The sequence below is a fragment of the Dactylosporangium aurantiacum genome (assembly GCF_000716715.1).
Taxonomy (GTDB): Bacteria; Actinomycetota; Actinomycetes; order Mycobacteriales; family Micromonosporaceae; genus Dactylosporangium; species Dactylosporangium aurantiacum.
On the sequence record NZ_JNYJ01000016.1, the window covers coordinates 88,752 to 103,624 of the forward strand.

Consider the following 14,873-nt stretch of genomic DNA (forward strand, 5'->3'; position numbering starts at 1 on the left):
GGCACGGCACCGGCCCGGGACGCCTCGACTGGCCGGGCACGCGTAGGATGTCCGGCAGTGCTGGTTCGCCCCGCTCGTGAGATCGGGGCGTCGTAAGAGGGAACCCGGTGTGAGACCGGGACTGCCCCGCAGCGGTGAGTGGGAACGACCGCCGTCATCAAGCACTGGACCGCGAGGTCTGGGAAGCGACGGCCAGTAGGCGACCATCCGTGGTCACGCCCGCGAGTCCGAAGACCTGCCCGCACTGCGCACACCGCCGGTGTGCGCCGCCGGCGACCCCTCGGGAGGGTCAGGGCGGAAGCCGGGTCTTGCCGCCTTCCCTCCCGCGAGCGTCGCCGCGACTTCGAGGGAAGGGTTCCTGTTGTGGTGAGCACCCCGTTCGGGCAGAGCACCGTCCTCGGTTATCCGCGCATCGGCGGCGACCGGGAGCTGAAGCGGGCCGTCGAGGCGTACTGGGCGGGCCGCATCGACGCGGCCGCGCTGGAGGAGACCGCCGCCGGCCTGCGGGCCGAGGTGTGGCGGACGCTGCGTGACGCCCGTCTCGACGCGATCCCGTCGAACACGTTCTCCTACTACGACCACGTGCTGGACACCGCCGTCGCCGTCGGTGCGGTCCCGCCCCGGTTCGCCCGGCTCGGCCTGTCCGAGCTGGACACCTACTTCGCGATGGCCCGTGGCGTCGACGCCGAACCGGCACTGGAGCTGACGAAGTGGTTCGGCACCAACTACCACTACCTGGTGCCGGAGATCGACGCCGGCACCACGTTCGCGGCCAACCCCGGCAAGGCGCTCGGCGAGGTCGCGCAGGCCGGCGCGCTGGGCATCGCCACCCGGCCGGTCCTCGTCGGCCCGGCCACGTTCCTGCTGCTGGCGAAGGGCACCGACGGCACCGACCCGTTCGTCCGGCTCGACGACCTGGTCGAGGCGTACGGCCAGATCCTCGCCCTGCTCGCCGCCGCCGGCGTGGCCTGGGTGCAGCTGGACGAGCCGGCGTACGTCGCGGACCGCACCCCGCCGGAGATCGACGGGCTGCGCCGCGCGTACACCCGCCTCGGGCAGCTGCGGGACCGGCCGCGGCTCTTCGTCGCCACCTACTTCGGCGACCTCGGCGACGCCCTCCCGGCGCTGCTGCGCACCCCGGTCGAGGCGATCGGCCTGGACCTCGTCGCCGGACCCCGCAACCTCGAACGCCTCGCCGCGTCCGGACCGCTCGGCGGCAAGACGATCGTCGCCGGGCTCGTCGACGGGCACAACGTCTGGCGCACCGATCTGCGCACCGCGGCCGTCCGCGGCGCGACCGTCTCCGCGCTCGCCGACCATGTCGCGGTGTCCACCTCGTGCTCGCTGCTGCACGTACCGGTGGACCTGTCCGTGGAGACGCGGCTCGACCCGGCGCTGCACGAGCGGCTCGCGTTCGCCCGGCAGAAGGTGGACGAGGTCGTGCTGCTCGGCCGGGCGGTCCGCGACGGCACCGCCCACCTGCCGCCGGCGCCGGCGCCGATCCCGGCGGCGTGGCGCGACGCGTCCGTCCGGGCCCGCCTCGCCGCCCTCACCCCGGCGGACCGGCAGCGCGGCTCCGCCGCCGTCCGGGCCCGGGTCCAGCAGGAGCGGCTGCGGCTGCCCGACCTGCCGACCACCACCATCGGCTCGTTCCCGCAGACCCCGGAGCTGCGCCGGGCCCGCGCCGCGGTCAGGGCCGGCGGGCTGGACGCCGCCGGCTACGCCGACCGGATGCGCGAGGAGATCCGGCACGTCATCCGGCTGCAGGAGGACCTGGGCCTGGACGTGCTCGTGCACGGCGAGCCCGAACGCAACGACATGGTCCAGTACTTCGGCGAGCAGCTGTCCGGGTTCGCCGCCACCGAGCGCGGCTGGGTGCAGTCGTACGGCTCCCGCTGCGTCCGCCCGCCGATCATCCACGGCGACGTGGCCCGCAGGGCGCCGATGACCGTCGAGTGGTCCACCTACGCGCAGTCGCTGACCCGCAAGCCGGTCAAGGGCATGCTCACCGGCCCGGTCACGATCCTCGCCTGGTCGTTCGTGCGCACCGACCAGCCCCCGGCCGACACCGCCGACCAGGTCGCGCTCGCGCTGCGCGACGAGTGCGCCGACCTCGAGGCCGCCGGGATCGGGGTCATCCAGGTCGACGAGCCGGCGCTGCGGGAGACCCTGCCGCTGCGCGAGGCCGACCGGAAGGCGTACCTGGACTGGGCCGTCGGCGCGTTCCGGCTCGCCACCGGCGGCGTCGCCGACGGCACCCAGATCCACACCCACCTGTGCTACTCCGAGTTCGGCGACGTCATCACCGCGATCGACGCTCTCGACGCCGACGTCACCAGCATCGAGGCGGCCCGGTCCAGGCTGGAGATCCTCGACGACCTCGCCGCCGCCGGGCACGGCCGCGGGGTCGGCCCGGGCGTCTGGGACATCCACTCCCCCCGCGTGCCGTCCCGCGACGAGATCGTCGCCGCGCTGCGCCGCGCGGTCGCCGCCGTCCCGGCGCAGCGGCTGTGGGTCAACCCCGACTGCGGCCTGAAGACCCGCGGCTACCCCGAGGTCGAGGCGGCGCTGCGGCACCTCGTCGCGGCCGCCGCCGAGCTGCGCGGCGCCTGACGGGTCCGCACCCGGGCGGGCGCTTCCCTGCGGGGCGCCCGCCCGGGCCCGGCTAACCGCCGACGGGCTGTGCGGCGGCGCGCAGCGCCGCCACCGGGGCCGGGCGGGCCAGGTGGTACCCCTGGGCGTACCGGCAGCCGAGGCCGACCAGCTCGGCGAGCTGCGCGGCGTCCTCGACACCCTCGGCGACGACCCGCAGCCCGAGGGTGTGCCCGAGCTGCACGACGGCGGCGAGCAGGTCCCGGTGCCGGGCGCTGCCGACGAGCCCGTCGAGGAACGACCGGTCGATCTTCAGCACGTCGGCCGGGATGTCGCGCAGGTAGCCCAGCGAGGAGTAGCCGGTGCCGAAGTCGTCGATGGCGATACGGACACCGCAGGACCGTAGCCGCTCCAGCCGCGGTGCGGTGCCGGCCACGTCGCGCATGAGGGTCGTCTCGGTCACCTCCAGCAGCAGCGCCTCCGGCCGCAGCCCCGTGTCGCGCAGCGTCCGCGTGACGAGGTCCGGCAGGTCCGGACTGTCCAGCAACGCGGCGGAGATGTTGACGGTGATCCAGTCCGGCGCGCCCGCCGGGTCCTCGTCCTGCCAGGCGCGCAGCGTCAGGCAGCTCTCCCGCAGCACCCACCGGTCGATGTCGGTGATGAGGCCGGTGCTCTCGGCCAGCGGCAGGAACGTGCCGGGTGCCCGCAGCCCCGCCTGCGGATCCTGCCACCGTACGAGCGCCTCCACGCCCTCGGTGCGGCCGGCGACGGTGTCCACTATCGGCTGCAGGTACAGGCGCAGCTCGCCGCGGTCGATGGCGACCCGCAGCCGGCGCTCCTGGTCGAGCTGGTCGACGAGGCGGGTGTGCATGTCCGCCTGGAACGCCACGCAGCGCGCCTTGCCCTGCTCCTTCGCGGCATACATGGCGACATCGGCGTTGCGGACCACCTCGCCGGCGTCGGCGTGCCGCCCGGCGTCCCAGACGGCGCCGATGCTCGCGGTGACGGTCACCTCCCGCCCGGCGAGCAGGAACGGCTCGCCCATCGCCCGCAGCAGCCGCTCCGGCATCAGCGCGACGGCGGCGTCGTCGGCGGGTTCGACGAGGATGCCGAACTCGTCGCCGCCGAACCGGGCGACGGTGTCGCCGGGCCGCACCGCCGCCCGCAGCCGGTCGGAGGCGGTCTGCAGCAGCTGGTCGCCGGCGCTGTGGCCGAGGCTGTCGTTGACCCGTTTGAACCCGTCGAGGTCGACGAAGAGCACACCGACCCGCCCGTGGCCGGCCGCGCCACGGGCCATCGCCTGCTCGAGCCGGTCGTTGAACAGCGCCCGGTTCGGCAGGCCGGTGAGCCCGTCGTGCAGCGCCTGGTGGCGCAGCTCGTGCTCCAGGGCCCGCTGCCGGGTCACGTCCCGCAGCAGCACCACGGCGCCGGCGCGCCGCCCGTCCTTCATGATCGGGCTGATGGTGCACGACACCCGCGCCGACGAGCCGTCCGGGGCCGGCATGTCGTGCTCGCGGACGGTGTCGCCGCGGCCGTCGCCCAGCGCCGGCTCGATGTGCGGCAGCACCGTCGCGGCGGGCTCGCCGAGCAGCCCGTCGACGCCGAGGCCGGTGAGCCGCCCGGCCGCCGCGTTGGCGAACGTGATGCGGTCGTGCTGGTCCACGCCGCAGATGCCCTCCGCGGCGCTGGCCAGGATGGCGTCGGTGTACTCCTTGGCCAGGATCTCCCGCGCGGAGCGTTCCAGCTCGGCGGCCATGTCGTTGAACGCCCGGCCCAGCCGGTGCAGCTCGTCGCGCCCACCTGCGGGTACCCGCCGCTCGTAGCCGCCGTCGCGCACGTCCAGCACCGCCGTGGTCAGCGTCGCCACCCGCCGGGTCAGCGACGCGGCGAGCAGCCCGCCGACGAGCAGCACCAGCAGCACACCGGCGGTGCACACGGCGGCGATCGTCAGCTGCGCCCGCCGGGTCGAGGCGACCATCTCGTCGTACAGCGGCGTGTACTCCAGGATCACCGCGCCGAGGGTCGTGCCGTCCCGCCCGACCAGCGGCACGACCAGCTGCTTGATGCCGTCGGGGTAGTCGACGCTGACCTCGACGAACGTGCGCGGCACCCGGTCACGGACCGTGGCGCCGACCTCGTCGGCCGTGTCGTGGTCGAACACGGTGCCGATGTTCTCCGGCACCGCGTCGCCGAGCACCCGCTGCCGCGCGTCGACCACGACGATGTCGCGGCCCTGCAGCTCTCCCAGCCGGTCCAGGTACGCGGCGAGCCCCTCCGGGTTGTCGTACAGCGGCCCCGGGTTCTCACCGCTGGTGTCGGCGGCCAGCCCGAACGCGACGTCCTTGGCCACCCCGTACGCGACGTGCTCGGCCTCGGTGATCGCGGCACGCTGCGCGGAACGGACGTCGACCCGCCACGCGACCGCACCGACGAGCGCGACCAGGACCGCGACCAGCACGTATCCGCCGACCAGCTTGCGCCGCAGGCTCAACCCGTCCTCCCAGGACCTCCGTCGCCCGTACCATCGGCCGCCGGAACCCGGTATGAAGATCTCCGGTGCCTCCGGTCCGCCGTCCTCAGCGGGCGGGCCGCCCTGGTCGGCGCGCCGGCCGCGGTCACTGCGGTGGCCCACCCATCCACTGGTGGGGCCGCCCCTACCCCGCTACGGGACGCCGTTGTCGCGGTGCCGGGCCGCCTGCAGCCGCTCGGCGGGCGTGAGGTCCCCGTCGCGCATCAACCGCACGGCGGTGAAGTGGTCGCCCACCGGGCAGTGCTGGTAGCGCAGCAACCCGAGGCGGACCGCCTTGAACGACATGCCCGGGACCCAGGTCGTCATGAACAGGTGCCCGTCGCGGCACCGCACGATCACGTCGCGGCCGAACCGGTACCCCCGCTGCTGGGACACCCGCGCCACCCGCAGCACCACCACGCCGAGGATCACCAGGGCGAGCACGTAGATCAGCACCTGCGTCACGGTGGACACCGGCCAAGCGTAACGCTCACCGGCCGCGATCTCGACGGCGCGACCGGCGACCGGCGGCCACCGCACGGTCCTCTGTGGACGGATGCGACCAGCGGCTCGGGCGGCTGCGGCGCCGCGGGCCGGACCCGCCGGGGAAGTCCACGCCGGGCACCGGCGGGCCGCCCGTCCCACGGTCCCCGTTCGGGTGGCGCGCCCCCGGAACCGGGGACGGCCGGCATCGAAACCGGCGACGATGGTGCTGCCCGTACCGGCGGCGGCGATGGCACGCGCAGTGCGTTCGACCGGCCGGTCCGGCGGGTACCAGATGGCCGACCCCGACCGAAGGAGGCGGCTCATGCGACCCTCCCCCGCCGCCGGCACCGACGCCGACCAGGTCCGCACCGCGCTGCGGGCGGCGCCACAGCAGGCCCGCGGTTGGCTGCGCACCGCCGAACGCGACGCGCTGGCCGGGCTGCGCACCGCGGGCCGCCAGGCCGGCCCGCTCAACGGGGTGCTCGGCTGGTGGGCGGTGACCAGCTTCGGCGTGCTGAGCCTGCTGCTGGCCGTGCTGGCGGGGCTGTGGCCGTCGTCGGTGCGGATGTTCGGTGCCGCCGCGGCCGGCTCGTGGCTGCTGTTCGTCGCGCTCGGCCGGTTCGGTGGCGGCCAGCTGCTGCGCGCCCGCTACGGCGGCCCCCGCCTGTTCCAGTCCGGCGCGGCGCTGCTGGCGGTGGCCGGGCTGGTCGTGGTGCAGCTGCCGGCGTACGACCCGGCGGTCGCGGTCGCCGCGATCAGCCTCGCGCTGGGGATCGCGGCGGCCGGCGACGCCGGTGCCGCGGCGCGGTTCCCCGGCCTCGCCCGCGGCTGCCTGCGGTTGCGGGCGGCGTGCGGGGTGGTCGCCGCGATGGCGGTCGCCGTCGCGCCGACGACCGGGCTCGTCGTCGCCGCCGCGTGCGTGGGGCTCGGCGAGCTGCTGTTCGCGGTGCGGCTGCTGCCGGAGGTGGAGCGGCTCGGCGGGATGCTCGACCACGACGCCCCGGGCACCGCCGGCGACGAGGACGACGGCATGTGGCTGCCGCTGCCGGGCGTCGACCAGTCCTAACAAAGTCGTCTGACGTGTCGGTACGTGATGATGCAGGTCGCGAGGCCGAGGAAGGCTTCGTGGATGTCGTCGCGGCGTTCCCAGTGGATGCGGAGCCGTTTCATGCCGTGGTACCAGGCGATGGTTCGCTCGATCATCCACCGGTGGACGCCGCGGCCGGAGCCGTGCGGTGGGCCATGCCGGGCGATCCTCGGATGGATGCCCTTGCGGCGGAGGACGTTGCGGTGATGTCGTTGCGGTTGGCGCCGGTGAGCGATGCGGCGATGGGGATGCCGGCGCCCTCGGTCAGGACGTGGTGCTTGGAGCCCGCTCGGGCGCGGTCGACCGGGCTCGGACCGCTTTTGGGCCGCGACGAGCAGCGCGGACGTGGGAGGAGTCGATGACCGCTCTGGACCAGTCCAGCTTCCCCGCGGCGTGCAGTTCGGCCAGCAGCAGCTCGTGCAGCTGCTTCCAGACCCCGGCCCGGTTCCACTCCTCCAGCCGCCGCCAGCACGTCATCCCGCCGGCTCAGCGACCTCACCCTGGACTGGCTGCCCGGCTACGGGGGCGCCGCGCCGGCCCGCGTGGGCAACGCCGCATCCGGCCAGTTCCAGCTCGACGTGTGGGGCGAGACGCTCGACGGGCTGCACCTGGCCCGGCGGGCCGGGCTCGCCCCGGACGAGGACGCATGGCCCGTGGACCGGCGTCGCCGTCGCCTCCTCGGTCGCCGCGGCGGTCGGCTACGCGGCGCTCGGCGGTGCGCCGCCGGAGGCGATCGCCGTCACCCAGGCCTTCGCCGCCGGAGCCATCCTCACCATGCTCGCGGACACGATGATGCCCGAGGCGTACGAGCACGCCGGCAGCGTGGGCGGGCTGAGCACCTGCCTCGGGTTCATCACCGCGTTCCTGCTCAGCCGGGTGTGGGCCGGCGCCGGCCGGGCTCAGTGGCGGAACCTGGCGACGAGGGCCGCCAGGTCGGTCGACATGCGGGCCAGGTCGGCTGTGGCCTGTTGGGTCTCGGTGGCCCCTTCGCTGGTGAGGCGGGCGGCCTCGGCGACGCCGGTGATGTTCTTGGCGATCTCGGCGCTGCCGGTCGCGGCCTCGGCGACGCTGCGGTTGATCTCCGCGGTGGTGACGCTCTGCTCCTCGACGGCGGAGGCGATCGTGGCCTGGAGGTCGTCGATGCGGGCGATGACCCGGCTGATCTGCCCGATCGCGGCGACCGCGCCGGCGGTGTCGTCCTGGATGGTGCGGACCCGGCGGGAGATGTCGTCGGTGGCGCGGGCGGTCTCCTGGGCGAGCTCCTTGACCTCGGCGGCGACCACGGCGAAGCCCTTGCCCGTCTCACCGGCGCGGGCGGCCTCGATGGTGGCGTTGAGCGCGAGCAGGTTGGTCTCCTCGGCGATGGCGGTGATGACCTTGACGACGTCGCCGATCTCCGCGGACGACGCGCCGAGCTTGCCCATCGTCGCGGCCGTCGCCGCGGTGATCCCGACCGCCTCGGCGGCCACGCCGGCCGCCTCGCCGGCGTTGCGGGAGATCTCCCGGATCGCCGCACCCAGCTGCTCACTGCCGGCCGACACGGTCCGCACGCTGCGGGAGATCTGCTCCGCCGCGGCGGACACGGTGTCGGCCTGCGCGGTGGACTCCTCCGCCGACGCGGCGATCTGCGTGGCGACGCCCGTCATCTGCTCGGACGCGCCGGACAGCGACGACGCCGACTCGTCGATGGTCGACACGGCCTCGCGCAGCCGCGCCATCGCCGTGTCCAGGGCGCGCCCCATCCGGCCCGGCTCGTCGCGTGAGGTCAGTCCGGTGGTGCGGGTCAGGTCGCCCGCGGCCAGGCCGTCGCACACCTCGGTCACCCGGTGCAGCGACGCCACGATCCGGCGGGCCACGAACGCGCCCGTCGCCAGCGCCAGCAGCAGCCCGGCGGCGAGCACGACGGTCGAGGTGGTGCGGCTGGACTCGTACCCGCTGCGGGCCGCGGCCGCGTTGCGGGCGGCGTCGGCGCGCTCCGCCTCGTTGAGCTCGTCCACGTCGGCGGAGATGCTCGACACCAGCGGGGCGGCCTCCGTGTCGCGGATGCGCAGCCACGCGACCAGGTCGTCGCGCTCCCCGGCGGGCATCAGCCTGGTCTTCGCGACCTGGACGTAGGCCCGCCAGTTCGTGTCCAGGTCGGCGATGCGCGCCGGGTCAGCGGCCGGGTGGCCGGCCCGGTAGGTGGCCAGCGCGGTGTCGAACGTCCGCAGGTCGGTGGCGAACGCCTGCGCGAACTTCGCCGTGTCGGCCCCGTCGCTGGAGATCGCGTGGTTCGCCACGTCCACCCGCGCCTGGGTCACCGCCTCCTGGATCTCACCTGCGGTCCGGACGTTGGCGACGTTGCTGCGGTAGATCCGGTCCGCCGCGTCGCTGGCACGGCCGAGCTCTTCCAGCCCGAGCACCCCCACGACCAGCGCTACCAGCGCGGCCACCCCGACCGCCAGCAGGATCTTGACGTTGACGCCGAGGTCGGCGATCGAGGCCCTCACCCGTACCATGTCCACAGCGTATGCCGCCATGTACTGTGTGTAGTCGTACTTGTCGTGCTCGGGGCGTCGTGGCGACGGCCGTCGCGCGGCGCCGGGGCTTCCGGCGGCGCTGGTGGTGGTGCTCGTGGCGGCGGCGGGATCGTTCGTGCCCGGCATGCCGACCTGCGGACCAGGCTGTAACGACGCCCGCCGTCAACGCCCGTCCAGGGCCCCGTCCGGCCGCAGCAGGGCGCCGAACTGCCGGACCAGGTCGATGCCGGTCATCCCCGCCGCGGTGAACTCGTGCACCTCCCCGCCGGTCATGCCGACCGTGACGCGCCTGCGCTCCCCCTCGTCGGTGCTGCGGGCCCAGACCATACCGGCCAGCGGCAGGTCCGGCGCCGCCGCTGCCTCGCGGATCGCCCGTGCGTGCCGGCGGGACAGGACCCATCCCGCGACCGCCGTCGCCGCGGCGGCGACCGCGAGGATCCCGGCACCGGCGAACAGGATGCCGCCGGCCCGCCCGTTGACCGCGCTGCCGACGCCGGTCGCGGTCAGCGCGACGGCCAGGGCGGCGAACGCGGTGCCGCCCGCCCGGCGCAGCAGCACGGCCTGCCGGGCGGAGTGCCGGACCAGGTACACGCCGTCGCCGGTGAACCACAGCGTCGCCATGGTCCTGTCCGCCGTCTCCACCCCACGTAGCTGCACACCGCCACGGTACGCGCCGCCACCGGCACGCCGAGCGGTCATCAACCCCGTCATGCAGATGCGAGGCTCCTATACCGAACTCCTCGAAGAAGCCAGGGGCAGAGCGGGTTTGCCGCCGCACTTGCGGCGGCTAGAGTGACCGCGTGACCGTGTTCCGGATCAGTGAGGCGGCCGAGCTGCTGGGCGTGAGCGCGGACACCGTCCGCCGCTGGGTCGACGCCGGCCGGCTGGCCGCCGGCCGGGACGAGCACGGCCACCGGCTCGTCGACGGTGTCGACCTCGCCGAGTTCGTCCGCACCGAGGGCGCCGACTCAGGCATGTCCTCGGCGCGCAACCGGCTGCGCGGGATCGTCACCGCCGTCGTCAAGGACACGGTCATGGCGCAGGTGGACATCCAGTGCGGCCCGTTCCGGGTGGTGTCGCTCATGAGCCGCGAGGCCGTCGACGAGCTGGATCTCCAGGTCGGTTCGGTGGCCGTCGCAGTGATCAAGTCGACCACGGTCGTGGTGGAGCGCTCCACCCCGGCCGTGGCCAACAAGGGGAGGAGCGGCTCGTGACGTCCCGCTGGATCCGCGCCGGCCTGGCCGCGCTCGCGGCGCTGACCGTCGCAGGGGTCGCCGCCTGCGGCGACGACCCGAAGACCGCCGGGCCGCAGCCGTCGACCGGCAGCTCCGGCGGCGCCGCGGTCACCGGTGACATCACCGTGTTCGCGGCCGCGTCGCTGACCGAGTCGTTCAAGACCATCGGCAAGGACTTCGAGACCGCCAACCCCGGCACGAAGGTGACCTTCAACTTCGCCGGCAGCTCCGCCCTCGCCACCCAGATCAACCAGGGCGCGCCCGCGGACGTGTTCGCCCCCGCGGCACCGGCGAACATGAAGACCGTCACCGACGCCGGCGGCGGTGCGGGCAGCCCGGCGACGTTCGTGAAGAACCAGCTCGTCATCGCCGTGCCGAAGGGCAACCCGAAGGCGATCAAGGGCCTGGCCGACCTCACGAGGCCCGGGGTGAAGGTCGCCCTGTGCGCCGAGCAGGTGCCGTGCGGCGCCGCGGCGAAGAAGGTCCTGACCGCCGCCGCCGTGAAGGTCACCCCGGTCACCCTCGAGCAGGACGTGAAGGCCGCCCTGTCGAAGGTGAAGCTCGGCGAGGTCGACGCCGCGCTGGTGTACCGCACCGACGCCAGGACCGCGGCCGCCGACGTCGAAGGCGTCGAGTTCCCCGAGTCCGCGGGCGCCGTCAACGACTACCCGATCATCGTGCTGAAGAAGGCGAAGAACCCGGCCGGCGCGCAGGCGTTCGTCGCCTACGTCCTGTCCGGCAAGGGCAGCAACGTCCTCACCACCGCCGGCTTCCAGGCACCGTAGGCTCCCGCGATGCCGATCACGGACTCCGCGAGGGCGGCCCGGCGACAGCGGATCCCCGCCGGGCTGCTCCTGCCGGCCGGGCTCGGCCTGCTCTTCCTCACCTTCCCGCTGGCCGGCCTGCTGGTCCGCGCGCCCTGGGCGACGCTGCCGCAGCGGCTCACCGAGCCGGGCGTGCTCACCGCGCTGCGGCTGTCGCTGCAGTGCGCCACCCTCGCCACCGCGGTCTGCGTCCTGTTCGGGGTACCCCTCGCGTGGCTGCTCGCCCGCGTCGAGTTCCCCGGCCGGCGGCTCGTGCGGGCCCTGGTCACCGTCCCGCTCGTCCTGCCGCCCGTCGTCGGCGGCGTCGCACTGCTGCTCGTCTTCGGCCGGCGCGGGCTGCTCGGCGGGTGGCTCGACACCACGTTCGGGATCACCTTGCCGTTCACCACCACCGGGGTCGTCATCGCCGAGGCGTTCGTGGCGATGCCGTTCCTCATCATCGCCGTCGAGGGGGCGCTGCGCGGCGCCGACAGCCGCTACGAGGAGGCCGCCGCCACCCTCGGCGCCGGCCGGTGGACCACGTTCACGCACGTGACGCTGCCGCTCGTGGCGCCCGGCATCGCCGCCGGGGCGGTGCTGTGCTGGGCCCGGGCGCTCGGCGAGTTCGGCGCCACCATCACGTTCGCCGGCAACTACCCCGGCACCACGCAGACGATGCCGCTCGCCGTGTACCTCGCCCTCGAGACCGACCTGGACGCCGCGATCGTGCTCAGCCTCATCCTGCTCGCCGTCTCCGTCGCCATCCTGGCCGGCCTGCGCGACCGCTGGATCACCAGCCCATGACGTCCGTCGACGCGCACGTCGTGGTGGACCGCGGCACGTTCCGGCTCGACGTCCGGCTGCGGATCGACCCGGGACAGGTGGTGGCGCTGCTCGGGCCCAACGGCGCCGGCAAGACCACCGCCCTGCGCGCCCTCGCCGGCCTGCAGCCGCTCACCGCGGGCCACGTCACCGTCGACGGCACCGACCTCGACCGGCCCGGCCGGCGCCGGTTCATCCCGCCGGAGCGCCGCCCGATCGGCGTCGTGTTCCAGGACTACCTGCTCTTCCCGCATCTCAGCGCCCTGGACAACGTCGCGTTCGGCCCGCGCCGGCACGGCGTCGACCGGCGCACCGCCCGCGAGCAGGCCGCCGGGTGGCTCGACCGGGTCGGGCTCGCCGGCCACGCGCGCCGCAGACCGCGCCAACTCTCCGGCGGGCAGGCCCAGCGGGTCGCGCTCGCCCGGGCGTTGGCGGTACAGCCGGCGCTATTACTGCTGGACGAGCCGCTCGCCGCGCTCGACGCGCGCACCAGGCTCGACACCCGTGCCGAGCTGCAACGGCACCTCGCCGAGCACGCCGGCGCCGCGCTCCTCGTCACCCACGATCCGCTCGACGCGCTCGTCCTCGCCGACCGGCTGGTCATCGTCGAGGACGGCCGGGTCGTGCAGGAGGGCGACGCCGCGACCATCACCGCCCGGCCCCGCACCGACTACGTCGCCCGGTTGGTCGGGCTCAACCTGTACCGGGGACGCGCCGACGGCCACACCGTGCACCTGGCCGACGGGTTCAGCCTCGCCGCCGCCGACCCCCTCGACGGCGACGCCTTCGTGGTGTTCCGGCCCGCCGCGGTCGCCCTGCACCCGCACCAGCCGGACGGCAGCCCGCGCAACACGTGGCAGGCGACCGTCGCCGGGATCCAGCGCCACGGCGACAACCTGCGCATCCAGCTCACCGGGCCGATCACCGCCGCCGCCGACGTCACCCCGGCCGCCGCCGCGCACCTGCACCTGGCCCCGGGCCAGCGGCTGTGGGCCGCCGTCAAGGCCGCCGAGACGCACGCCTACCCGGCCGCCGAGGCCCGGAGCTAGGTTGCCGATGATCGGCAACCGGACCGGGGTCAGGTTTGCCGACGGCTCCCGATGTCCGCCCCAGGCGGGTCGCCGATGCTGGAGGTTCCTTCGGTACGGCGCACGCGGGATGGTGATCATGGCGACTGGTGTGGTGAACGGCGGGCCGACCGCTGTCCCCGTCGCTGTGCGCCCCGCGCCGGCGGCGGCACGAGCGCTGCGGGGACGGCTCGCGCTCGCGCGCTCCTTCCGGCAGTCGTCACACGCCCCCGGCCGTGCCGGCGTGACGACCGCCGCCCGCTGACCGCCGGTTCCCGCACTCCGCCGCACGCGGCACCCCTCGCTCGAGCTTGCCTTGGGCCGCGTCCTGGCACCCAGAGGAGACTTCCATGTTCACCCAGCCATCCGTCGACACCGTGTCGCACGGGCCTTCGGCGGTCGGGCTCGACCTCGGCGGCGCGAGCATCAGGGTCTGGGCGTCGGGCCACGGCATGCTGCAGCTCGGGTACCCGGCGACCCCGCCCGCGGCCGGTCCCGGCCCGGTCGTCCGGGGCCGGATCACCGACCCGGCCGCGATGTGGGCGCTGCTGTCGGGCCTGCGGGCCGGCCGCCGGCGACCACTGCCCGGCGGCGCCATCGTCGTGGCGTGCCGGCCCGTGGGCAGCGACACCTCGGTGGAGTCGGCGGTGCGCGGGGTGGTCACGACGGTGTTCGAGCCGGAGCGCCTGCTGTTCATCGACACCGTCCGAGCCGCCGCGATCGGCGCCGGCGCGACCTCGTCGCCGCTGCTCATCGCCGACATCGGCGCGCACCTGACCGAGGTCGCCGTGCTCGCCGACGGGCTGACCGTCGCAGCCCGGCGGCGCGACGTCGGCCTGCACGACGCCGGCGGGCCGGACCCTGACGCGGCGGTCGTCGCGGCCGTCGCCGACCTCGTCCGCCAGGTGTGCCGGCAGGCCGGCGACCGCCAGGCCGTCGCGGCGGCGGTCCGTGGCGGCCTGCTCCTCGTCGGCGGCGGCGCGTCCCGGCCACGGCTGGCCGCCCGCATCGCCGGCACCGCCGGCACCCCGGTCCGCCGGCCGGCCGCGCCGCACCTGGCCGCGGCGCGCGGGGCGGGGCTGGCCGCACTGGCCGCGCTGCGCCGGGGCGCCATGCGGCCCTGACCGGCACGCACGCCGCGGTGTGCAGCGGCCCTGACCGGCACGCACGCCGCGGTGTGCAGCGGCCCTGACCCGCACGCACGGTGCGGTGTCATCCGGCCCGGACCGGCACGCACGTGCAGTCCCATCCGGCCCGGACCGGCACGCACAGTGTGGTGTCATCCGGCCCGGACCGGCACGCCGGGCGACGCCGCAGTGCCTAAGCGGCCCTGGCCGACACGCCAGCACCGCGCCGCCGGCACCGCACTGCGGACGCCGCAGGCACCGCACCGCAGGCACCCCACGTCACCGCAGGCCGCCATTAGCTCCAGGCCGCACCGCCGGCACCGGGGCACCGCCAGCACCGCCGCACCGCTCGCACCGCGCGCAGCCGTTGGCTCCAGGCCGCGCCGTAGCTCCAACTCATATATCAACTGGTTGGACCAGTAGCGAGGTTGATGACTGGATCAGAGAACAGGCAGACCCGATGCCGCGCCGCACCACCGACGCACGCAACGCCCCCGCATTCAGCGTCGGCACCGCGCGGCACCGCCCGGCACCGCACTGCGGGCACCGCAACACGCATCGCCCGCCCGCACCGCACGCACAACAAGCACCGCCGCACAACAGGCACCACAGGCACCGCCGCACGA

The 14,873-nt window shown here is 75.0% G+C and carries 12 protein-coding genes, 2 pseudogenes and 1 riboswitch; of the genes and pseudogenes, 8 read left to right on the top strand and 6 right to left on the bottom strand.

Going from position 1 to position 14,873, the window contains the following annotated elements; genetic code table 11:
• The first annotated feature begins 44 nt into the window (after positions 1-44).
• Positions 45-257, top strand: a riboswitch (cobalamin riboswitch).
• A gap of 109 nt (positions 258-366) precedes the next feature.
• Entirely contained in the window at positions 367-2,613 is a 2,247-nt protein-coding gene (metE, locus tag OP18_RS19755; protein WP_033360506.1) for a 5-methyltetrahydropteroyltriglutamate--homocysteine S-methyltransferase, read from the top strand.
• Positions 2,614-2,665: 52 nt separating this feature from the next.
• Here the strand turns inward: metE and OP18_RS19760 are convergent, their stop codons facing one another.
• Positions 2,666-5,083, bottom strand: coding sequence for a putative bifunctional diguanylate cyclase/phosphodiesterase (locus OP18_RS19760; RefSeq protein WP_033360425.1), 2,418 nt, complete (start codon positions 5,081-5,083; stop codon positions 2,666-2,668).
• A gap of 171 nt (positions 5,084-5,254) precedes the next feature.
• Complete coding sequence (locus OP18_RS19765; RefSeq protein WP_211273601.1) at positions 5,255-5,575, bottom strand: hypothetical protein; 321 nt, start codon at positions 5,573-5,575, stop codon at positions 5,255-5,257.
• A 334-nt stretch (positions 5,576-5,909) separates the two neighbouring features.
• Between OP18_RS19765 and OP18_RS19770 the strand changes: the two genes are divergently transcribed.
• Entirely contained in the window at positions 5,910-6,653 is a 744-nt protein-coding gene (locus tag OP18_RS19770) for a hypothetical protein (RefSeq protein WP_033360426.1), read from the top strand.
• Between the two features lie 223 nt (positions 6,654-6,876).
• Here OP18_RS19770 and OP18_RS62570 read toward each other — a convergent pair.
• Positions 6,877-7,154: pseudogene (locus tag OP18_RS62570) on the bottom strand (IS5/IS1182 family transposase); the annotation flags it as partial.
• A gap of 5 nt (positions 7,155-7,159) precedes the next feature.
• Here OP18_RS62570 and OP18_RS62335 point away from each other — a divergent pair.
• Positions 7,160-7,270, top strand: a pseudogene (locus OP18_RS62335) (hypothetical protein); the annotation flags it as partial.
• 102 nt (positions 7,271-7,372) lie between these two features.
• On the opposite strand, the gene OP18_RS57315 reads toward OP18_RS62335, so the two are convergent.
• From OP18_RS57315 to OP18_RS19785, 3 genes are all read right to left on the bottom strand, one after another.
• On the bottom strand, positions 7,373-7,528 hold the full coding sequence (locus tag OP18_RS57315; RefSeq protein WP_156089641.1) for a hypothetical protein: 156 nt from the start codon (positions 7,526-7,528) through the stop codon (positions 7,373-7,375).
• 45 nt (positions 7,529-7,573) lie between these two features.
• Positions 7,574-9,172, bottom strand: a complete 1,599-nt coding sequence (locus tag OP18_RS19780; RefSeq protein WP_245635453.1) for a methyl-accepting chemotaxis protein — start codon at positions 9,170-9,172, stop codon at positions 7,574-7,576.
• Between the two features lie 183 nt (positions 9,173-9,355).
• A complete protein-coding gene (locus tag OP18_RS19785; RefSeq protein WP_156089642.1) occupies positions 9,356-9,850 on the bottom strand; it encodes a hypothetical protein in 495 nt (164 codons plus the stop codon).
• 143 nt (positions 9,851-9,993) lie between these two features.
• On the opposite strand from OP18_RS19785, the gene OP18_RS19790 reads away from it, so the two are divergent.
• The 5 genes from OP18_RS19790 (at position 9,994) to OP18_RS19810 (ending at position 14,244) form a co-directional block, all read left to right on the top strand.
• A complete protein-coding gene (locus OP18_RS19790; RefSeq protein ID WP_033360429.1) occupies positions 9,994-10,407 on the top strand; it encodes a TOBE domain-containing protein in 414 nt (137 codons plus the stop codon).
• Complete coding sequence (gene modA, locus OP18_RS19795) at positions 10,404-11,213, top strand: molybdate ABC transporter substrate-binding protein (protein WP_033360430.1); 810 nt, start codon at positions 10,404-10,406, stop codon at positions 11,211-11,213. The genes OP18_RS19790 and modA overlap by 4 nt, the downstream gene beginning before the upstream one ends.
• Before the next feature lie 9 nt (positions 11,214-11,222).
• The gene (locus OP18_RS19800; protein ID WP_033360431.1) at positions 11,223-12,035 is read left to right on the top strand and encodes an ABC transporter permease; all 813 of its coding nucleotides are present in this window, start codon (positions 11,223-11,225) and stop codon (positions 12,033-12,035) included.
• Positions 12,032-13,102, top strand: coding sequence for an ABC transporter ATP-binding protein (locus OP18_RS19805; RefSeq protein ID WP_033360432.1), 1,071 nt, complete (start codon positions 12,032-12,034; stop codon positions 13,100-13,102). Before OP18_RS19800 ends, OP18_RS19805 begins: the two co-directional genes overlap by 4 nt.
• Before the next feature lie 368 nt (positions 13,103-13,470).
• Positions 13,471-14,244, top strand: coding sequence for an acetate and sugar kinases/Hsc70/actin family protein (locus OP18_RS19810; protein ID WP_052386998.1), 774 nt, complete (start codon positions 13,471-13,473; stop codon positions 14,242-14,244).
• Positions 14,245-14,873 lie beyond the last annotated feature (629 nt).